Origin of the sequence: Rhodanobacter sp. C03, from assembly GCF_002001175.1 — a bacterium.
GTDB lineage: Bacteria > Pseudomonadota > Gammaproteobacteria > Xanthomonadales > Rhodanobacteraceae > Rhodanobacter.
Genome location: NZ_MUNT01000001.1, coordinates 995,811 through 1,016,850 on the forward strand (window position 1 = coordinate 995,811; position 21,040 = coordinate 1,016,850).

Sequence of the window (21,040 nt, forward strand, 5' to 3'; positions counted from 1 at the left end):
GATTCAAAGTCATGGGCATCAAATGCGGCATCGTCGGTCTGCCTAACGTCGGCAAGTCCACCCTGTTCAATGCGCTGACCAAGGCGGGCATCGCCGCGGCGAACTTCCCGTTCTGCACGATCGAGCCGAACGTGGGCGTAGTGCCGGTGCCAGATCCGCGCCTGGGCGCGCTGGCTGCCATCGTCAATCCGCAGAAGGTGATCCCCACTGCGGTCGAGTTCGTCGATATCGCCGGCTTGGTGGCTGGTGCGTCGAAGGGTGAGGGCCTCGGCAACAAGTTCCTCGCGCACATCCGCGAGGTAGATGCGATCGCCCATGTGGTGCGTTGTTTCGAAGGTGACGTGATCCACGTCGCCGGCAAGGTCGACCCGATCTCCGACATCGATACCATCGATACCGAACTGGCGCTGGCCGACCTGGAATCGGTGGACAAGGCGCTGAACCGCGCCGAGCGTGCGGCCAAGGCGAATGACAAGGAGGCCATGGCGAAGAAGCCAGTGCTGCAGAAGCTGTCCGCCGGCCTCAACGAGGGCAAGTCCGCACGCAGCCTCGGCCTGGACGAGGAAGAGAAGGCGCTGGTACGCGACCTGTTCCTGCTCACCCTGAAGCCGTTGATGTACATCGCCAATGTCGCCGACGATGGCTTCGAGAACAATCCGCTGCTCGACGCGGTGCGCGCCCGTGCCGTCACTGAGGGGGCCGAAGTGGTGCCGGTGTGCGCTTCCATCGAAGAGGAAATGGCACAGCTGGAAGACGCCGATCGCGACGAATTCCTGAAGGACATGGGGCTGGACGAGCCGGGTCTGAATCGGGTGATCCGCGCCGGCTACCGGCTGCTCGACCTGCAGACCTACTTCACTGCCGGCGTGAAAGAGGTGCGCGCATGGACGATCAAGCGCGGTTTCACCGGGCCGCAGGCGGCGGGTGTGATCCATACCGATTTCGAGCGCGGTTTCATTCGCGCCGAGACGATCAGTTACGACGACTTCATTCAGTACAAGGGTGAGGCTGGCGCCGGTGCGGCGGGTCGACTGCGCAAGGAAGGCAAGGATTACATCGTCAAGGATGGTGACGTGCTGCACTTCCTGTTCAACGTCTGAGCTTCGCTCTGCTGCATGCAAAGCCCCGGCCTGTCTGGGGCTTTTTTGTGCGCATTCGCTTGCCGGGCAACAGGTTGACTGCCGCAGTAGGCATAATGTGGATTCCATTCTTGGTTGGTTCCGCCGGAGTCCACATGCCAGGTCAGCAGAGTGAGGTGACGTTCCGCTTTCTCGCCGAGCCCACCGACGTCAACTTCGGCGGCAAGGTGCATGGCGGCATGGTGATGAAGTGGATCGACCAGGCCGGCTATGCCTGTGCGGTGGGCTGGAGCGGAGCGTATTGCGTCACCGCCTCGGTCAGCGGTATCCAGTTCGTGGCTCCGATCCTGATCGGCGACATGGTCACGGTGCGGGCGCGGTTGATCCACACCGGTACCTCCAGCATGCATCTCGCCGTGGATGTGCTGGCGCGTGACCTGCGCAAGGACGAGCACCGGCTGGCGACCAGTTGCGTGATGGTGTTTGTGGCGCTGGACAGTCAGGACGGCAAGCCGACCCCGGTGCCGCATTGGGAGCCGCGCGACGACAGTGAGCGTCAGCTGCAGGCGCAGGCGAAGCAATTGCTGGAACTGTCCAAGGGAATGGAGAAGCTGGTCGACCTGCGCGCCGCATCAGTGGGCTGAGATGGACGCAAAATTTCGCTGGAAATTCACGCCGGCATGCGAATTTGGCACCGGGAGGTGTTGACAGTTTGGGGCTCGATCCACACAATACGCGTTCTTTGTTGGAGGGATACCCAAGCGGCCAACGGGGGCAGACTGTAAATCTGCTGGCTTACGCCTTCGGTGGTTCGAATCCACCTCCCTCCACCAGCAAGAGTTCCGCGCAGGGCGGGAGTAGTTCAATGGTAGAACATCAGTTTTCCAAACTGATTACGCGGGTTCGATTCCCGCCTTCCGCTCCATTGCGCTGCAAGTGTCAGGTGCTGTTGATCGAAGCAATTGCTGCATAGATCGACGCTTTTTTTGAATTGTCCAGCATGGATGCCGGTCTGTTCTTTGCCATCATGGAGGATGGCTGAAATACATACGCTCATGTAGCTCAGTCGGTAGAGCACTTCCTTGGTAAGGAAGAGGTCACAGGTTCGATTCCTGTTATGAGCACCATCTTTTCGACCGTCAAGGTCACCGCCCCGCAAGGGCCAGTTCCATCAATTCATTGACTCCATCGGGGTTTAGCGCGCATGGCAAAGGGTAAATTCGAACGCACCAAGCCGCACGTCAACGTCGGCACGATTGGTCACGTGGATCACGGCAAGACGACGCTGACGGCAGCGCTGACGAAGGTCGGTGCGGAACGTTTTGGTGGCGAGTTCAAGGATTACAGCTCGATCGACGCGGCGCCGGAAGAGAAGGCGCGCGGCATCACGATCTCGACCGCCCACGTGGAATACGAGTCGCCGAACCGCCATTACGCGCACGTCGACTGCCCGGGCCATGCGGACTATGTGAAGAACATGATCACGGGTGCGGCGCAGATGGACGGCGCGATCCTGGTGTGCTCGGCCGCGGACGGCCCGATGCCGCAGACGCGCGAGCACATCCTGCTGTCGCGTCAGGTCGGTGTGCCGTACATCATCGTCTACCTGAACAAGGCGGACCTGGTGGACGACGCCGAGCTGCTCGAGCTGGTCGAGATGGAAGTGCGCGAGCTGCTGTCGAAGTACGACTTCCCGGGCGACGACACCCCGATGATCCACGGTTCGGCCCGTATGGCGCTGGAAGGCGATCAGAGCGAGATCGGCGTGCCGTCGATCATCAAGCTGGTCGACGCGCTGGATAGCTATATCCCGGAGCCGACGCGCGTCATCGACCGTCCGTTCCTGATGCCGGTGGAAGACGTGTTCTCGATCTCGGGCCGCGGCACCGTGGTGACCGGTCGTATCGAGCGCGGCATCATCAAGGTCGGCGACGAAATCGAAGTGGTCGGCATCCGCGACACGCAGAAGACCACGGTCACCGGCGTGGAAATGTTCCGCAAGCTGCTGGACCAGGGTCAGGCAGGCGACAACGCCGGTCTGCTGCTGCGCGGCCTGAAGCGTGACGACGTGGAGCGTGGCCAGGTGCTGGCCAAGCCGGGCACGATCACCCCGCACACGGACTTCGAGGCTGAGGTGTATGTGCTGTCGAAGGACGAGGGTGGCCGTCATACGCCGTTCTTCAAGGGTTACCGTCCGCAGTTCTACTTCCGCACGACCGACGTGACCGGCGCTTGCCAGTTGCCGGAAGGTGTGGAGATGGTGATGCCGGGTGACAACGTGAAGATGGTGGTGAGCCTGATCCACCCGATCGCGATGGACGAAGGCCTGCGTTTCGCCATTCGCGAAGGCGGCCGCACCGTCGGCGCCGGCGTCGTGGCCAAGGTCATCAAGTAAGATACGGGCAGCGCGCTTCGGTGCGCAGCTCAAACTCCACGGGGCGAGCGGACTCAAGGCCGCTCGCTGTCGTGTTTCAAGTTCAAGCCATGTACGCCAGTAGCTCAATTGGCAGAGCAGCGGTCTCCAAAACCGCAGGTTGGGGGTTCAAGTCCCTCCTGGCGTGCCACTTCCCCGAGGATCGAGACGGGTGACGATGGCAAGGCCGACCGCAGGGTCCGGCGTGCTGCTGACACCCGATCACTGTGCATGAATACCAAGGTAGAACAGCCCAAGGGCACGAACGCCGCCGACATCGGCAAGCTGGTACTGGCGTTGCTGGTGCTGGTTGCCGGTATCGTCGCCTATTCCTGGTTCGGACGGGACGGCAGTATTTCCTCGTCGGTACGCCTGCTGGGTGTGCTGGCCGCGCTGGTGCTTGCGCTGGCAATCGCCGCCTTCACCGCACTGGGGCGGCGGGTGCGGAACTTCATCGCCGAGTCGCAGTTCGAAATGCGCAAGGTGGTCTGGCCGACTCGCGACGAGACGATCAAGACGACCGGCATCATCATTGTGGTGGTGATCATCCTGTCGCTGCTGCTGGGTCTGATCGACCTGATCCTGAAGTCAGTCATTCTCGACTGGCTGCTGAAGTTGGGTGCCTGAGGTGAGCATGAGCAAGCGCTGGTATGTGGTGCACGCCTATTCGGGTTTCGAGAATCAGGTGAAGCGTTCCCTCGAGGAGCGTATCAAGCGCGCCGAGATGGAAGAGCGGTTCGGCGAAGTGCTGGTGCCGACCGAGGAAGTGATCGAGATGCGCGGCGGCCAGAAGCGGCGCAGCGATCGCAAGTTCTTCCCTGGTTACGTGCTGGTGCAGATCGAGACGAATACCGAGGGCAAGGCGCCGCGGATCGATGACGAGTGCTGGCATCTGATCAAGGAAACCCCGAAGGTGATGGGTTTCATCGGCGGTACCGCCGATCGTCCGCTGCCGATCAAGGACAGCGAGGCCGAAGCCATCCTCAGCCGCGTCCGCGAGGGTGTCGAGAAGCCCAAGCCCAAGGTGCTGTTCGAGCCGGGCGAGATGGTGCGAGTCACCGAGGGTCCGTTCAACGATTTCAACGGCGTGGTCGAGGAAGTCAACTACGAGAAGAGTCGCCTGCGCGTTGCAGTGCTGATCTTCGGCCGTTCGACCCCGGTCGAACTGGAATTCGGTCAGGTCGAGAAGGCCTGATCTGGCGGGTAGCGTCATCTTGGCACGGGGCTTGCTGAAAGCCTGACCAATCTCTATACTGCGCGGTTCACGCTGGATCTTTTTGATCCGGCGTGCCCGCGTTTCAGGATCCGCATGAGGCGGATCCGTTCCTTTCATCCACGGACCGGTGCACAGCGAGGAGCCGCAAGGCGCCTGGACTCGCGAGGAAAATCCCATGGCAAAGAAAGTTGTCGGTTACATCAAGTTGCAGGTCAAGGCCGGTCAGGCCAATCCGTCGCCGCCGGTGGGCCCCGCCCTCGGTCAGCGCGGTCTGAACATCATGGAGTTCTGCAAGGCGTTCAACGCCGCCACGCAGAAGCTGGAGCCGGGTCTGCCGATTCCGTGCATCATCACCGCGTACTCCGACCGCAGCTTCACCTTCATCACCAAGACCCCGCCCGCCACGATTCTTCTGAAGAAGATCACCGGCACCGCGAAGGGTTCGCCGAAGCCGAATACCGACAAGGTTGGCAAGGTTACCCGCAAGCAGCTGGAAGACGTGGCAAAGCAGAAGGAGCCGGATCTGACGGCTGCCGATCTCGACGCCGCGGTGCGCACCATTGCCGGTAGCGCCCGCAGCATGGGCCTTGTGGTGGAGGGTTAAGACATGGCAAAGCTCACGAAGCGTATGAAGTCGGCTACGGCCGCAGTGCAGCCGGGCAAGTTTTATGGCCTGGAAGAAGCCCTCAAGATCGTCAAGGACAACGCCACGGCGAAGTTCGCCGAGTCGGTGGATGTGTCCGTGCGTCTGGGCATCGATGCAAAGAAATCCGACCAGGGCGTACGTGGTTCCTCGCTGCTGCCGCACGGCACCGGCAAGACCGTCAAGGTCGCCGTGTTCTGCCCGCCGGGCGAGAAGGCCGAGGCTGCCAAGGCTGCCGGTGCCGACGCCGTCGGCATGGACGACCTGGCCGAACGCATGCAGGCCGGTGATCTCGACTTCGGTCGTGTGATCGCCACGCCGGACGCGATGCGCGTGGTCGGCAAGCTCGGCCAGCTGCTCGGCCCGCGCGGCCTGATGCCGAACCCGAAGGATGGCTCGGTCACTGCCGACGTCGCCACCGCGGTCAAGAACGCCAAGGCCGGCCAGGTGAAGTTCCGCAACGACAAGGCGGGCATCATCCACGCCACCATCGGCAAGGCCAGCTTCGAGGCGTCCCAGCTCGCGGACAACCTCAACACGCTGATTGCCGACCTGCTGAAGGCCAAGCCGTCCACGGCGAAGGGTCAGTTCCTGCAGAAGGTTGCCCTGTCCAGCACGATGGGCGTCGGCGTCGCCGTCGATACCTCGTCGCTGAACATCGCGGCCAAGTAAGAATCAAGTCCTGCATCGGCGTTTCGTCGATGCAGGCAAGTTTTTGAAGGCAGCCCCGGCTATGTAGGCCGGAGCAGCCGTCAAAGACCGCAGGCGCGATCAGCGCGCGATGACGACGGGCAGGAAGCTCGCACTGGCATGGAATCGCCGTCGTCGCCAGCGGGACCGCTTAATCGGGTTTCTTGCAAATCCGGCCTGCGCAGATGGTGCTGCCCGATCTGGAATTGTTCGACTGTTCTGGAAAGGCCAACACCCGGGACACCCAGTGTCCCCGACGTCAAGGATGGCGTCGCCCAGGACCGCAAGCGGCAGGAGCCGTGAGCGGAGTTCATTTGGAGGAGTGCAATGGCTCTAAATCTGTCTCAGAAGCATGAAGTAGTCGCCGAACTGGCAGAAATCGCCGCGAAGGCTCACTCCTTGATTGCTGTCGAGTATGCGGGCACCACGGTCGAACAGATGACCGCGATGCGCAAGAAGGCTCGTGAATCCAGTGTGTACTTGAAGGTTGTCAAGAACACGCTCGCTTCGCGCGCTGTAGTCGGTACCGAGTTCGAGGTCGTCAAGGACGCCCTGGTCGGTCCGCTGCTGTACGCATTCTCGATGGAAGAACCCGGCGCTGCCGGGCGTCTGATCAAGGAATTCGCCAAGGGCAACGACAAGCTGAAGGCGAAAATCGTCTCGGTGGAAGGCAAGTTGCTGCCGGCTGAGCACGTCGAAGTGCTGGCCTCGCTGCCGACCCGCCAACAGGCTCTGGCCATGCTGGCCCGTTTGCTGGCCGAACCGGCTTCGATGTTTGCCCGCGCCGTCAAGGCTGTGGCCGACAAGCAGGGTGGTGACGAAGTCGCCGCCGAAGCCCCGGCCGAAGTCGAGCCCGCCTAAGTTCGTCGTCTATCTAAACTGAATCCATTTCCAGAGGTAAATCAAATGTCCCTGTCCAACGAACAAATCGTTGAAGCCGTAGCCGCCAAGTCACTGATGGAAGTGATGGATCTGGTCAAGGCCATCGAAGAGAAGTTTGGCGTGTCCGCTGCTGCCCCGGTTGCCGCTGCTGGCCCGGCTGCTGCTGCTGTGGTTGCCGAAGTACAGACCGAATTCGACGTCATCCTGAAGAACGCCGGCGCCAAGAAGGTCGACGTGATCAAGGCTGTTCGCGCGATCACCGGCCTGGGCCTGAAGGAAGCCAAGGACCTCACCGAGGCCGGCGGCGTCCTGAAGGAAGCCGTGTCGAAGGAAGACGCCGAGAAGTTCAAGAAGGACCTCGAAGCTGCCGGCGCCACGGTCGAACTGAAGTAATTGGCGCCTTGCGCGTCGTCAGTTTGATCTAGCGTCAAGCAAGCCTGGGGGCGTGAGCCCCCGGGCTTTGCCTGCTTAGGCGCGAAAGAGTTGAGCGAGGAGGGGAATGGAGAATAAGGATTCGCCTGTCGATTCCACATTCTCGATTCCCAGATCCACGGATTTGTGAACACCTGATTTTTCATTCAGCCGGTGTGTGCACCACCGGCGTCACTGCGAACCGAGGCGCTACCGATCATGGCCTACTCGTTTACCGAGAAGAAACGCATCCGCAAGGATTTTGGCAAGCGTCCGCCCGTACTGGGCGTGCCGAACCTGCTGACCATCCAGACTGATTCCTACCGGGAGTTTCTGCAGGAGCATGTCGCGCCCAAACAGCGCGGCGAAAAGGGTTTGCATGCGGCACTGAAGTCGGTATTCCCGATCACCAGCTATTCGGGCAATGCCGCACTGGAATATGTCGACTACCGTCTCGGCGAGCCGGCGTTCGACGAGCGCGAATGTCGCAACCGCGGCATGACCTACGGTGCGCCGCTGCGTACCACGGTGCGCCTGGTCATCTATGACAAGGACAGCCCGGCCTCGAAGAAGGTGGTCAAGTACATCAAGGAGCAGGAGGTCTACATGGGCGAGATTCCGCTCATGACCGACACCGGCACCTTCATCATCAACGGCACCGAGCGCGTGATCGTCTCGCAGCTGCATCGTTCGCCGGGCGTGTTCTTCGATCACGACCGTGGCAAGACGCACAGCTCGGGCAAGTTGCTGTTCTCGGCACGCGTCATTCCTTACCGTGGTTCGTGGCTCGATTTCGAGTTCGACCCGAAGGATGCGCTGTTCACCCGTATCGATCGTCGCCGCAAGCTGCCGGTGACGGTGCTGCTGCGCGCGCTCGGCTACAACAACGAGGAGATGCTGGGCATCTTCTTCGAGCACAACGTGTTCCACCTCGGCAAGAAGGGTGGCACCACGCTGGAGCTGGTCGCCGAGCGTCTGCGCGGCGAGACGCTGAGCTTCGATCTGGCGATCGGTGGCACGGTGCTGGTGGAAGCCGGCAAGCGCATCACCGCGCGTCACGTGCGCCAGCTCGCGGCCGAGAACATCACCGCGCTGGAAGTGCCGGACGACTATCCGGTCGGCCGTATCGTGGCCACCGACATCGTCGATGCCAAGACCGGCGAACTGCTGGCGTCGGCCAACGACGAGATCACTGCCGAGCAGCTGGAGAACTTCCGCAAGGCCGGTATCGAGACGGTGCCGACGCTGTACGTCAACGATCTCGATCGCGGCGCCTACATCTCGCACACCCTGCGCATCGACAACACCAAGACGCCGCTGGAGGCGCTGGTGGAAATCTATCGCATGATGCGTCCGGGCGAGCCGCCGACCAAGGATGCCGCGCAGAACCTGTTCTTCAACCTGTTCTTCACCTTCGACCGCTACGACCTGTCGGGCGTGGGCCGGATGAAGTTCAACCGTCGCGTGGGCCGCAAGGAAATCCTCGGTCCGGGCGTGCTGTACGACCACAAGTACTTCAGCGAGCGCAAGGAAGAGGAATCCCAGCGCCTGGTCAAGGAGCAGGGCGTAACGTCCGATATCCTCGACGTACTGAAGGTGCTGATCGACATCAAGAACGGTCATGGCACCGTCGATGACATCGATCACCTGGGCAACCGTCGCGTGCGTTCGGTCGGCGAAATGGCCGAGAACACCTTCCGCATCGGTCTGGTGCGCGTCGAGCGTGCGGTGCGCGAGCGTCTGTCGCTGGCCGAGGCCGATGGCCTGACCCCGCAGGATCTGATCAACGCCAAGCCGGTCGCGGCGGCGGTGAAGGAGTTCTTTGGCTCCTCGCAGCTGTCCCAGTTCATGGATCAGAACAACCCGCTGTCCGAAGTGACGCACAAGCGCCGTGTCTCCGCGCTCGGGCCGGGCGGCCTGACCCGCGAACGCGCCGGCTTCGAGGTGCGCGACGTGCATCCGACCCATTACGGCCGCGTCTGCACCATCGAAACGCCGGAAGGCCCGAACATCGGCCTGATCAACTCGCTGGCCGTGTATGCCCGCACCAACTCGTACGGCTTCCTCGAGACGCCGTACCGCAAGGTCGCGCACAGCAAAGTGACCGACAAGGTCGATTACCTGTCGGCGATCGAGGAAGGCGATCACGTGATCGCGCAGGCGAACTCGCCGCTGGACAAGCACGGCGGTTTCGTCGAGGACTTCGTGTCCTGCCGTTTCCGTGGTGAATCCGAGCTGCGTCCGGCTGCCGAAGTCGACTACATGGACGTCTCGCCAATGCAGACCGTGTCGGTCGCTGCGGCACTGGTGCCGTTCCTCGAGCACGACGATGCGAACCGCGCCCTGATGGGTGCGAACATGCAGCGTCAGGCCGTGCCGACACTGCGTTCGCAAACTCCGCTGGTGGGTACCGGCATCGAGCGCGCCGTGGCGCGTGACTCCGGCGTCATCGTCTCCGCCAAGCGCGGCGGCGTGATCGACCAGGTCGATGCGGCGCGTATCGTGGTGCGCGTCAACGAGGAAGAGGTCGGCGACAACGATGCTGGCGTCGATATCTACACGCTGACCAAGTACACCCGCTCCAACCAGAACACCAACCTCAACCAGCGTCCGCTGGTGAACGTCGGCGACGTGGTGGCGAAGGGCGACACGCTGGCCGATGGCTCGTCGACCGATCTGGGCGAGCTCGCGCTCGGCCAGAACATGCTGATCGCGTTCATGCCGTGGAACGGTTACAACTTCGAAGACTCGATCCTGCTCTCCGAGCGCGTCGTGCAGGAAGACCGCTATACCTCGATCCACATCGAGGAACTGTCGTGCATCGCGCGTGACACCAAGCTGGGTGCCGAGGAAATCACCGCCGACATTCCGAACGTGGGCGAGCAGGCGCTCGCACGTCTGGACGAGTCGGGCATCGTCTACATCGGTGCGGAAGTGAAGGCCGGCGACATCATGGTCGGCAAGGTCACGCCGAAGGGCGAGAGCCAGCTGACCCCGGAAGAGAAGCTGCTGCGCGCGATCTTCGGCGAGAAAGCGTCCGATGTTAAGGACAGCTCGCTGCGCGTGCCGCCGGGTATGGACGGTACCGTCATCGACGTGCAGGTGTTCACCCGCGACGGCATCGAGAAGGACAAGCGCGCCAAGCAGATCGAGGAAACCGAAGTCAAGCGTGTCCGCAAGGATATGGACGATCAGTTCCGCATCCTCGAAGGCGCGATCTACAGCCGCATGCGTACCCAGCTGGTCGGCAAGTCCGCGATGAGCGGTCCGGGTGGCCTGAAGCGTGGCACCGAAATCACTGACGCATATCTGGACGGCCTGAAGAAGGACGACTGGTTCAAGATCAACGTCAAGGACGAGGAAGTCACCGAGTTCCTCGAGCGTGCGGCCGATCAGGTCAAGCGCCACAAGGAGGAGTTCGACAAGCGCTTCAAGGAGAAGCAGGGCAAGATCACCCAGGGCGACGATCTGGCACCGGGTGTGCTGAAGATGGTCAAGGTGTTCCTGGCCGTGAAGCGCCGCATCCAGCCGGGCGACAAGATGGCTGGCCGTCACGGCAACAAGGGCGTGGTGTCCAACGTGGTGCCGGTCGAGGACATGCCGTATTCCGCTGACGGTGTGCCGGTCGACATCGTGCTGAACCCGCTGGGCGTGCCGTCGCGTATGAACATCGGGCAGATTCTGGAAGTTCATCTGGGCTGGGCCGCCAAGGGCCTGGGCAAGAAGATCCAGAAGATGCTCGAGGCGCAGGAGAAGGTTGCCAAGATCCGCGAGTTCCTCGACCAGATCTACAACACCCATGTGGCCGGTGCGGTGCAGCACGTCGATCTGAAGTCGCTTACCGACAAGGAGATCTTCACGCTCGCCACCAATCTGCAGGAAGGCGTGCCGATGGCGACGCCGGTGTTCGACGGTGCGGAAGAGACCGAGATCAAGGCGATGCTGAAGCTGGCGGATCTGCCCGAGTCGGGCCAGACCATGCTGTACGACGGTCGTACCGGCGAGGCGTTCGATCGCCCGGTCACCGTGGGCTACATGCATTACCTCAAGCTCAACCATCTGGTCGACGACAAGATGCATGCGCGTTCCACCGGTCCGTACTCGCTGGTCACCCAGCAGCCGCTGGGCGGCAAGGCGCAGTTCGGTGGTCAGCGCTTCGGCGAGATGGAAGTGTGGGCGCTGGAAGCCTACGGCGCGGCCTACACCCTGCAGGAAATGCTGACGGTGAAGTCCGACGACGTGCAGGGCCGCAACCAGATGTACAAGAACATTGTCGACGGCAACCACGAAATGTCGGCTGGCATGCCGGAATCCTTCAACGTGCTGGTGAAGGAAATCCGCTCGCTCGCCATCGACATCGATCTGGAAGAGATCAAGTGATCCGCGCAGTCACCGGAGATTTCGAATGAAAGACTTGCTCAATCTGTTCAATCAGCAGCGCGCGACGCCGGATTTCGACGCGATCAAGATCGCGCTGGCCTCGCCGGAGCTGATCCGCTCGTGGTCGTACGGCGAAGTGAAGAAGCCGGAAACCATCAACTACCGTACCTTCAAGCCGGAGCGTGACGGCCTGTTCTGCGCCGCCATCTTCGGACCGGTGAAGGACTACGAGTGCCTGTGCGGCAAGTACAAGCGCATGAAGCATCGTGGCGTGGTCTGCGAGAAGTGCGGCACGGAAGTGACGCTGGCCAAGGTGCGTCGTGAGCGCATGGGCCACATCGAGCTGGCCAGCCCGACCGCACACATCTGGTTCCTCAAGTCGCTGCCCTCGCGCATCGGCCTGATGCTGGACATGACGCTGCGTGACATCGAGCGCATCCTGTACTTCGAAGCCTTCGTGGTGATCGATCCGGGCATGACCGCGCTCGAGCGCGGCCAGCTGCTCAGCGAAGACCAGTACCTGGAAGCGACCGAGGAGCACGGTGACGAGTTCGACGCCCGCATGGGTGCCGAGGCCGTCTACGAGCTGCTGAAGTCGCTCGACCTGCCGGGCGAAGTGATTCGCCTGAAGGAAGAGATCACCTCCACCAATTCCGAAACCAAGCTCAAGCGCCTCACCAAGCGCGTCAAGCTGATCGAGGCGTTCCTGGAATCCGGCAACAAGCCGGAGTGGATGGTGCTGACCGTTCTCCCCGTGCTGCCGCCGGACCTGCGTCCGCTGGTGCCGCTGGACGGTGGTCGTTTCGCGACCTCCGATCTGAACGATCTGTACCGTCGCGTGATCAACCGCAACAACCGTCTGAAGCGTCTGCTCGAACTCAATGCGCCCGACATCATCGTGCGCAACGAGAAGCGCATGCTGCAGGAATCGGTCGATGCGCTGCTCGACAACGGCCGCCGCGGTCGTGCCATCACCGGCACCAACAAGCGCGCGCTGAAGTCGCTCGCCGACATGATCAAGGGCAAGCAGGGCCGCTTCCGCCAGAACCTGCTCGGCAAGCGCGTGGACTACTCCGGTCGTTCGGTGATCGTGGTCGGTCCGACCCTGCGTCTGCATCAGTGCGGTCTGCCGAAGAAGATGGCGCTTGAGCTGTTCAAGCCGTTCATCTTCGCCAAGCTGCAGGCGCGTGGCGAAGCCACCACCATCAAGGCGGCGAAGAAGCTGGTCGAGCGCGAAGAGGCCCAGGTGTGGGACATCCTCGAAGAGGTGATCCGCGAGCATCCGGTGCTGCTCAACCGCGCGCCGACGCTGCATCGTCTGGGCATCCAGGCGTTCGAGCCCAAGCTCATCGAAGGCAAGGCGATCCAGCTGCATCCGCTGGTGTGTACCGCGTTCAACGCCGACTTCGACGGCGATCAGATGGCCGTCCATGTGCCGCTGTCTATCGAGGCGCAGCTGGAAGCGCGTACGCTGATGATGTCGTCCAACAACATCCTCAGCCCGGCCAACGGCGAGCCGATCATCGTGCCGACCCAGGACGTGGTGCTGGGCCTGTACTACATGACTCGCGAGCTGATCAACGTCAAGGGTGGCGGCATGGTGTTCTCCGGCATTGCCGAAGTTCGTCGTGCGTACGACAACCGCGCCGTCGAGCTGCATGCCAAGGTCAAGGTGCGCCTTAAGCTGGTGCACGTTGCCGAAGACGGCACCCGCACGCACGAGACCAAGATCGTCGACACCACCGTCGGCCGCGCGTTGCTGGCGGAAATCCTGCCGGAAGGCCTGCCGTTCGAGCTGGCCAACACCGAGCTGACCAAGAAGAACATCTCGCGCCTGATCAACTCCAGCTACCGCTTGCTGGGCTTGAAGGAAACCGTGGTGTTCGCCGACAAGCTGATGTACACCGGCTTCCGTTTCGCCACGCGTGCGGGCATCTCGATCGGCATCGATGACATGCTGATTCCGGACGAGAAGAAGCCGATCCTGGAAGAGGCCGAGAAGGAAGTCGTCGAGATCCAGCAGCAATACCAGTCGGGTCTGGTCACCGCCGGCGAGCGCTACAACAAGGTGGTCGACATCTGGTCGCGTACCAGCGAGCTGGTGGCGAAAGCCATGATCGACGGCATCGGCACCGAGAAGGTGAAGGATGTCGACGGCAAGACAGTCAACCAGAAGTCAATGAACTCGCTGTACATCATGGCCGACTCCGGCGCCCGTGGTTCCGTGGCGCAGATCCGTCAGCTGGCCGGTATGCGTGGCCTGATGGCGCGTCCGGACGGCTCGATCATCGAGACCCCGATCAAGGCCAACTTCCGCGAAGGCCTGAACGTGCTGCAGTACTTCAACTCCACCCACGGTGCTCGTAAGGGCCTGGCGGATACGGCGTTGAAGACGGCGAACTCGGGTTACCTGACCCGTCGTCTGGTCGACGTGGCGCAGGACGTGGTCATCACCATGGATGACTGCGGTACCGAGGAAGGCGTCATCATGCAGCCGATCGTCGAAGGCGGCGATGTGGTCGAGCCGTTGCGCGAGCGCGTGCTCGGTCGCGTGGTGGTCGAGGACGTCTACGCCCCCGGCGACGACGATCAGCCGATCGTCACTCGCGACACCTTGCTCAACGAAGCCCTGGTCGAGAAGCTCGACAAGGCCGGCGTGCAGATCCTCAAGGTACGTTCGCCGATCACCTGCGTCGCCGAACATGGCGTGTGCAAGCTCTGCTACGGCCGCGATCTGGCCCGTGGCCATCTGGTCAACATGGGCGAGGCCGTGGGTGTGGTCGCCGCGCAGTCGATCGGTGAGCCGGGTACCCAGCTCACCATGCGTACGTTCCACATCGGTGGTGCGGCTTCGCGTGCGGCAGCGGTGGACAACGTGACGGTGAAGACCACCGGCTCGCTGAAGTTCAACAACCTGAAGTCGGTACAGCACAAGCAGGGTCACCTGGTGGCGGTGTCGCGTTCGGGCGAAGTCAGCGTGATCGACACCAACGGTCGCGAGCGCGAGCGCTACAAGGTGCCGTACGGCGCCAACATCTCGGTCAAGGACGGTGCGCCGGTCAAGCCGGGCCAGACCGTCGCCAGCTGGGATCCGCATACCCATCCGATCGTCACCGAAGTGGCCGGTGTGGTGCGCTTCATCGACTTCCTCGATGGCGTCACCGTGCAGAGCCAGACCGATGAACTGACCGGCCTGGAGTCGGCGGTGGTCACCGATCCGAAACGCCGCGGTACGCAGGCGAAGGATCTGCGTCCGATCGTGCGTCTGGAAGATGCCAAGGGCCGCGAGCTGAAGCTGCCGGGTACCGACATTGCCGCGCAGTACTTCCTGCCGGCCGGCGCGATCGTGTCGATCCAGAACGGTGCCGAAGTGGGCGTGGGCGACGTGGTCGCGCGTATCCCGCAGGAAACCTCGAAGACCCGCGATATCACCGGTGGTCTGCCGCGCGTGGCCGATCTGTTCGAGGCACGCAAGCCGAAGGAACCGGCGATCCTCGCCGAGCGCTCCGGCATCATCAGCTTCGGCAAGGACACCAAGGGCAAGCAGCGTCTGATCATCAAGGACGTCGACGGCAACGAGCACGAAGAGCTGATTCCGAAGTGGCGTCAGGTCATCGTGTTCGAAGGCGAGCATGTGGAGAAGGGCGAAACCGTCGTCGACGGCGAGCCGAGTCCGCATGACATCCTGCGCCTGCTGGGCGTGGAGCCGCTGGCCTCGTACCTGGTCAAGGAAATCCAGGACGTGTACCGCCTGCAGGGCGTGAAGATCAACGACAAGCACATCGAAGCGATCATTCGCCAGATGCTGCGCAAGGTCGAGATCGTCGAGCCGGGCGAGAGCCATTACCTGCGCGGCGAGCAGATCGAGCGCGTACGGATCAACCGCGAGAACGATCGTGCGATCGCCAAGGGCGAGCGTCCGGCCGAGTATCAGTCGATCCTGCTCGGCATCACCAAGGCCTCGCTGGCCACCGAGTCGTTCATCTCGGCAGCCTCGTTCCAGGAAACTACTCGCGTTCTTACCGAGGCGGCGGTTCGTGGTACGCGTGACGGCTTGCGTGGTCTGAAGGAAAATGTTATTGTTGGACGTCTTATTCCGGCAGGCACGGGTCTGGCGTACCACGCAGCGCGTCGTCGTCAGGGCGGTTTGTCCGCCTCGGATCTGGAGACTCTCTCCGGCTCCACGCCTGCAGTCTCGTTTGCCGAGGCTCCGGCCGGTAGTGATAACGGTGTCGAGTAAGCCCGGCCAGGGCTTCACTCGCTGACATACGAAATGAGGCGCACGGATGCGCCTCGTGTTCGGGCCCAGGACGGCAGGGTGCTGGCTTGCCTATGGCAGGTTGCCCATGTTAAATTCCCGCTTCTTGGCAGACCGAGCTTATTCGGGCTGCCTTTATGTTTTCAGGAACAGCTTCGCATGACGACAGTCAACCAATTGGTGCGGAAATCCCGCAGCCCCAAAACCTACAAGAGTGGGTCGCCGGCTTTGCAGAGCAGCCCGCAGCGTCGCGGCGTCTGCACGCGCGTATACACGACCACTCCGAAAAAGCCGAACTCGGCGTTGCGCAAGGTTGCCAAGGTGCGCCTGACCAACGGTTTCGAGATCATCAGTTACATCGGTGGTGAAGGTCACAACCTGCAGGAGCACTCGGTGGTGCTGATCCGCGGCGGTCGCGTCAAGGATCTGCCCGGTGTGCGTTACCACACGGTGCGCGGCAGCCTCGATTGCGCTGGTGTCACCAAGCGTCGTCAATCGCGCTCGAAGTACGGCGCCAAGCGCCCGAAGAAGTAAAGGACTCGAAACATGTCGCGTAAAGGTTCACATCCCGCCCGTCTGGTTCTGCCGGATCCCAAGCATGGCAGCCAGCTGATCGCCCGTTTCATCAACATGGTGATGAAGAGCGGCAAGAAGTCCGTGGCCGAGAGCATCGTTTACGGTGCGCTGCAGCACATTGGCGAAAAGAATGCCGAGCCGGTGGCTCTGGTCGAGAAGGCGCTCAACAACATCGCTCCGGCGGTTGAGGTGAAGTCGCGTCGCGTCGGTGGTGCCACCTATCAGGTGCCGGTCGAAGTGCGTCCGGGTCGCCGCATGGCGCTGGCGATGCGCTGGGTCATCGATGCTGCGCGCAAGCGCGGCGAGACGTCGATGCCGCGCAAGCTGGCCGCCGAGCTGCTCGAAGCTTCGGAAAGCCGTGGTGGTGCCGCCAAGAAGCGTGAAGAAACGCATCGCATGGCAGAAGCCAACAAGGCCTTCTCGCACTATCGCTGGTAATTGTTTTGCTTTGCCGTCTCCATGACGGCAAAGAACAAATCCGCCGCCCGAGGCGGATTCTTGAAGTTCATGCCGTCTTCCTTGGCGGCTAAGAACAAGCCGGCATCTATGCCGAGATCTGATTCAAACCGTCATCCTTGACGGCAAAGAACACCCCGCCATCCATGGCGGACTCCTAAATAGAGCACGGCCCGGACGGCTGTTTTGAATCAGGGCAGGTAGCCCGACACAGGTAAATATTCATGGCACGCACCACTCCTATCGAGCGCTACCGCAACTTCGGCATCATGGCCCACATCGATGCCGGAAAGACCACGACCACGGAGCGCATCCTGTTCTACACCGGTGTCAGTCACAAGATTGGCGAAGTGCATGACGGTGCGGCCACGATGGACTGGATGGAGCAGGAGCAGGAGCGCGGTATCACCATTACGTCGGCGGCAACGACGGCGTTCTGGAAGGGCATGGATGGTTCGCTGGACCAGCATCGCTTCAACATCATCGACACCCCCGGACACGTCGACTTCACCATCGAAGTCGAGCGTTCGCTGCGCGTGCTGGATGGTGCAGTGTTCGTGCTGTGTGCCGTGGGTGGCGTGCAGCCGCAGTCCGAGACGGTGTGGCGTCAGGCCAACAAGTACAAGGTGCCGCGTCTGGCGTTCGTCAACAAGATGGATCGCACCGGCGCCAACTTCGACAAGGTGGTAGCCCAGCTGAAGGCGCGCCTCGGCGCGCATCCGGTGCCGATGCAGGTGCCGATCGGCGCCGAAGACGGTTTCGAGGGTGTGGTCGACCTGCTCAAGATGAAGGCGATCATCTGGGACATGGAGTCCCAGGGCATGAAGTTCGAATACCGGGAGATTCCGGCGAACCTGGCCGACACGGCCGCCGAAGCGCATGCCTTCATGGTCGAGTCCGCCGCCGAGGCGACCGAAGACTTGATGAACAAGTATCTCGAAGAGGGTGACCTCAGCGAGGACGAGATCATCGCGGGCCTTCGCCAGCGCACGCTCGCCAACGAAATCATCCCGACCTACTGCGGCACGGCGTTCAAGAACAAGGGCGTTCAGGCGATGCTCGATGCGGTGGTGCAGCTGCTGCCGTCGCCGTCCGACCGCCCGCCGGTCGCTGGCATCGACGAAGACGACAACGAAGCCACGCGCAAGGCAGAGGATGCGGCGCCGTTCTCCGCGCTCGCGTTCAAGATCATGACCGATCCGTTCGTCGGTTCGCTCACGTTCTTCCGGGTCTACTCGGGCACGTTGAAGTCCGGCGACGCCGTGTACAACCCGGTCAAGAGCAAGAAAGAGCGCATCGGCCGCATCCTGCAGATGCACGCGAACGAGCGTCAGGAACTGAAGGAAGTCTGCGCCGGCGACATCGCCGCCGCGGTTGGCCTGAAGGACGTGACGACCGGTGACACGCTGTGCGCGCAGGATCACATCATCACTCTGGAGCGCATGACGTTCCCGGAGCCGGTGATCTCGATGGCGGTCGAGCCGAAGACCAAGTCGGATCAGGAAAAGATGGGTATCGCGCTCGGCCGTCTGGCTGCGGAAGATCCGTCGTTCCGCGTGCGTACGGACGAAGAGTCGGGCCAGACCATCATCTCGGGCATGGGCGAGCTGCACCTGGACATCCTGGTGGACCGCATGCGTCGCGAGTTCAACGTCGAGGCCAATGTCGGCAAGCCGCAGGTCGCTTACCGCGAAACGATCCGCTCGTCGGACGTCAAGTCGGATTACAAGCACGCCAAGCAGTCCGGTGGCAAGGGTCAGTACGGTCACGTCGTGATCGAGCTGTCTCCGATGACCGAGGCCGATCGTGCCGATCCGAACGTGAAGAATGATTTCCTCTTCATCAACGACATCACCGGTGGCGTGATCCCGAAGGAATTCATCCCGTCGGTCGAAAAGGGCCTGCGCGAAACCATCACCAGCGGTCCGCTGGCCGGCTTCCCGGTCGTCGGTGTAAAGGTGAAGCTCGTGTTCGGCTCCTATCATGACGTCGACTCGTCGGAAATGGCGTTCAAGCTCGCTGCCTCGATGGCGTTCAAGCAGGGCTTCGCGAAGGCGTCGCCGGTGCTGCTCGAGCCGATCATGAAGATCGAAGTGGTGACGCCGGAAGAGTACGTCGGTGACGTCATGGGCGACATGAGCCGCCGTCGTGGCCTGCTCCAGGGCCAGGACGACACGCCGTCGGGCAAGACCATCGATGCAATGGTTCCGCTGGGTGAAATGTTCGGCTATGCGACGACAATTCGTTCGCTGACCCAGGGCCGCGCCACCTTCACGATGGAATTCGACCATTACGCCGAAGCGCCGAACAACATCGCCGAGCAGGTCATGAAGAAGGCCTGATAAGGCCGACTTTCCAACATATACCGTTCTTTTCTAGAGGTTCAGAGTCATGGCAAAGGGTAAATTCGAACGCACCAAGCCGCACGTCAACGTCGGCACGATTGGTCACGTGGATCACGGCAAGACGACGCTGACGGCAGCGCTGACGAAGGTCGGTGCGGAACGTTTTGGTGGCGAGTTCAAGGATTACAGCTCGATCGACGCGGCGCCGGAAGAGAAGGCGCGCGGCATCACGATCTCGACCGCCCACGTGGAATACGAGTCGCCGAACCGCCATTACGCGCACGTCGACTGCCCGGGCCATGCGGACTATGTGAAGAACATGATCACGGGTGCGGCGCAGATGGACGGCGCGATCCTGGTGTGCTCGGCCGCGGACGGCCCGATGCCGCAGACGCGCGAGCACATCCTGCTGTCGCGTCAGGTCGGTGTGCCGTACATCATCGTCTACCTGAACAAGGCGGACCTGGTGGACGACGCCGAGCTGCTCGAGCTGGTCGAGATGGAAGTGCGCGAGCTGCTGTCGAAGTACGACTTCCCGGGCGACGACACCCCGATGATCCACGGTTCGGCCCGCATGGCGCTGGAAGGCGATCAGAGCGAGATCGGCGTGCCGTCGATCATCAAGCTGGTCGACGCGCTGGACAGCTATATCCCGGAGCCGACGCGCGTCATCGACCGTCCGTTCCTGATGCCGGTGGAAGACGTGTTCTCGATCTCGGGCCGCGGCACCGTGGTGACCGGTCGTATCGAGCGCGGCATCATCAAGGTCGGCGACGAAATCGAAGTGGTCGGCATCCGCGACACGCAGAAGACCACGGTCACCGGCGTGGAAATGTTCCGCAAGCTGCTGGACCAGGGTCAGGCAGGCGACAACGCCGGTCTGCTGCTGCGCGGTCTGAAGCGTGACGACGTGGAGCGTGGCCAGGTGCTGGCCAAGCCGGGCACGATCACCCCGCACACGGACTTCGAGGCTGAGGTGTATGTGCTGTCGAAGGACGAGGGTGGCCGTCATACGCCGTTCTTCAAGGGTTACCGTCCGCAGTTCTACTTCCGCACGACCGACGTGACCGGTGCTTGCCAGTTGCCGGAAGGCGTGGAGATGGTGATGCCGGGTGACAACGTGAAGATGGTGGTGAGCCTGATCCACCCGATCGCGATGGACGAAGGTCTGCGTTTCGCCATTCGCGAAGGCGGCCGCACCGTCGGCGCCGGCGTCGTGGCCAAGGTCATCAAGTAAGTCCTGTTATCCCGGCAGCTAGCTGCCGGGATGACTTCCGTCGTTGATCCGGCCTGTTGGTCGGATAGCGCCGGGCAAGTGGGGGCCCTCTGCGATGTTTTTCATCGGGGTACTTCACTAAGCCGAAATTTGCATGTATACTTCGCAGCTTGCTTATCGATAGAGGCTGGTCCTCGGTCGATCTACCGCGAAATGAGGCGCAGGATGCGCTTCGAGTTCGCAGGCCGGGATGGCCCTCGCAATTCAATGTAATCACAGGGTGCATCCCTGCTGATTATGTTTTTTTGCGTGATACGCAACTACGTCCAAGCGAGCCGCCTAGCGCTCGCTTGGTCTTTTTGAATTTGGGGCCGTGTAGTTGGTTTGCGGCTGCCGATGTGGTGGTAAAGGGTTGTGCGAGGCGGTGAGAAGCCGTTTCGTTTCACATTACGTTCTTTCGACAACAGGACACGGT

The 21,040-nt window shown here is 61.9% G+C and carries 15 protein-coding genes and 4 tRNA genes; all 19 read left to right on the plus strand.

Features of this window, described 5'->3' with window-relative positions; all coding sequences use genetic code 11:
* The first annotated feature begins 11 nt into the window (after positions 1 to 11).
* The 19 genes from ychF to tuf (B0E48_RS04255) all read left to right on the plus strand — a co-directional run bounded on the left by ychF (position 12) and on the right by tuf (B0E48_RS04255) (position 20,586).
* Entirely contained in the window at positions 12 to 1,100 is a 1,089-nt protein-coding gene (ychF, locus tag B0E48_RS04165) for a redox-regulated ATPase YchF (RefSeq protein WP_077516209.1), read from the plus strand.
* A gap of 134 nt (positions 1,101 to 1,234) precedes the next feature.
* Positions 1,235 to 1,723 (plus strand): acyl-CoA thioesterase, encoded by a 489-nt coding sequence (locus tag B0E48_RS04170; RefSeq protein WP_077516211.1) that lies wholly within the window; start codon positions 1,235 to 1,237, stop codon positions 1,721 to 1,723.
* A 103-nt stretch (positions 1,724 to 1,826) separates the two neighbouring features.
* Positions 1,827 to 1,912: transfer RNA gene (locus B0E48_RS04175), tRNA-Tyr, on the plus strand.
* A gap of 18 nt (positions 1,913 to 1,930) precedes the next feature.
* Positions 1,931 to 2,004 (plus strand) — tRNA-Gly (locus tag B0E48_RS04180).
* 126 nt (positions 2,005 to 2,130) lie between these two features.
* Positions 2,131 to 2,206: transfer RNA gene (locus B0E48_RS04185), tRNA-Thr, on the plus strand.
* 77 nt (positions 2,207 to 2,283) lie between these two features.
* Positions 2,284 to 3,474 carry an elongation factor Tu gene (gene tuf, locus B0E48_RS04190; RefSeq protein WP_077516213.1) on the plus strand — a complete coding sequence of 397 codons (1,191 nt, stop codon included), beginning with the start codon at positions 2,284 to 2,286 and terminating at the stop codon, positions 3,472 to 3,474.
* Between the two features lie 93 nt (positions 3,475 to 3,567).
* Positions 3,568 to 3,643: transfer RNA gene (locus B0E48_RS04195), tRNA-Trp, on the plus strand.
* An 80-nt stretch (positions 3,644 to 3,723) separates the two neighbouring features.
* Positions 3,724 to 4,119 (plus strand): preprotein translocase subunit SecE, encoded by a 396-nt coding sequence (secE, locus tag B0E48_RS04200; RefSeq protein WP_077516215.1) that lies wholly within the window; start codon positions 3,724 to 3,726, stop codon positions 4,117 to 4,119.
* A gap of 7 nt (positions 4,120 to 4,126) precedes the next feature.
* Entirely contained in the window at positions 4,127 to 4,687 is a 561-nt protein-coding gene (gene nusG / locus B0E48_RS04205; protein ID WP_077516970.1) for a transcription termination/antitermination protein NusG, read from the plus strand.
* 196 nt (positions 4,688 to 4,883) lie between these two features.
* Complete coding sequence (rplK, locus tag B0E48_RS04210) at positions 4,884 to 5,312, plus strand: 50S ribosomal protein L11 (RefSeq protein WP_077516972.1); 429 nt, start codon at positions 4,884 to 4,886, stop codon at positions 5,310 to 5,312.
* A gap of 3 nt (positions 5,313 to 5,315) precedes the next feature.
* Entirely contained in the window at positions 5,316 to 6,023 is a 708-nt protein-coding gene (gene rplA, locus B0E48_RS04215) for a 50S ribosomal protein L1 (RefSeq protein ID WP_077516217.1), read from the plus strand.
* Positions 6,024 to 6,368: 345 nt separating this feature from the next.
* Positions 6,369 to 6,902 (plus strand): 50S ribosomal protein L10, encoded by a 534-nt coding sequence (rplJ, locus tag B0E48_RS04220; RefSeq protein ID WP_077516219.1) that lies wholly within the window; start codon positions 6,369 to 6,371, stop codon positions 6,900 to 6,902.
* Between the two features lie 45 nt (positions 6,903 to 6,947).
* Complete coding sequence (gene rplL / locus B0E48_RS04225) at positions 6,948 to 7,316, plus strand: 50S ribosomal protein L7/L12 (RefSeq protein WP_077516221.1); 369 nt, start codon at positions 6,948 to 6,950, stop codon at positions 7,314 to 7,316.
* Between the two features lie 237 nt (positions 7,317 to 7,553).
* Complete coding sequence (gene rpoB, locus B0E48_RS04230) at positions 7,554 to 11,714, plus strand: DNA-directed RNA polymerase subunit beta (protein ID WP_077516974.1); 4,161 nt, start codon at positions 7,554 to 7,556, stop codon at positions 11,712 to 11,714.
* Between the two features lie 25 nt (positions 11,715 to 11,739).
* Positions 11,740 to 15,954, plus strand: a complete 4,215-nt coding sequence (gene rpoC, locus B0E48_RS04235) for a DNA-directed RNA polymerase subunit beta' (RefSeq protein ID WP_077516223.1) — start codon at positions 11,740 to 11,742, stop codon at positions 15,952 to 15,954.
* A gap of 177 nt (positions 15,955 to 16,131) precedes the next feature.
* A complete protein-coding gene (gene rpsL / locus B0E48_RS04240) occupies positions 16,132 to 16,506 on the plus strand; it encodes a 30S ribosomal protein S12 (protein ID WP_056386848.1) in 375 nt (124 codons plus the stop codon).
* Between the two features lie 12 nt (positions 16,507 to 16,518).
* Entirely contained in the window at positions 16,519 to 16,986 is a 468-nt protein-coding gene (gene rpsG / locus B0E48_RS04245) for a 30S ribosomal protein S7 (RefSeq protein ID WP_007514548.1), read from the plus strand.
* A gap of 242 nt (positions 16,987 to 17,228) precedes the next feature.
* Entirely contained in the window at positions 17,229 to 19,346 is a 2,118-nt protein-coding gene (fusA, locus tag B0E48_RS04250; protein ID WP_077516225.1) for an elongation factor G, read from the plus strand.
* 49 nt (positions 19,347 to 19,395) lie between these two features.
* On the plus strand, positions 19,396 to 20,586 hold the full coding sequence (gene tuf / locus B0E48_RS04255; protein WP_077516213.1) for an elongation factor Tu: 1,191 nt from the start codon (positions 19,396 to 19,398) through the stop codon (positions 20,584 to 20,586).
* Positions 20,587 to 21,040 lie beyond the last annotated feature (454 nt).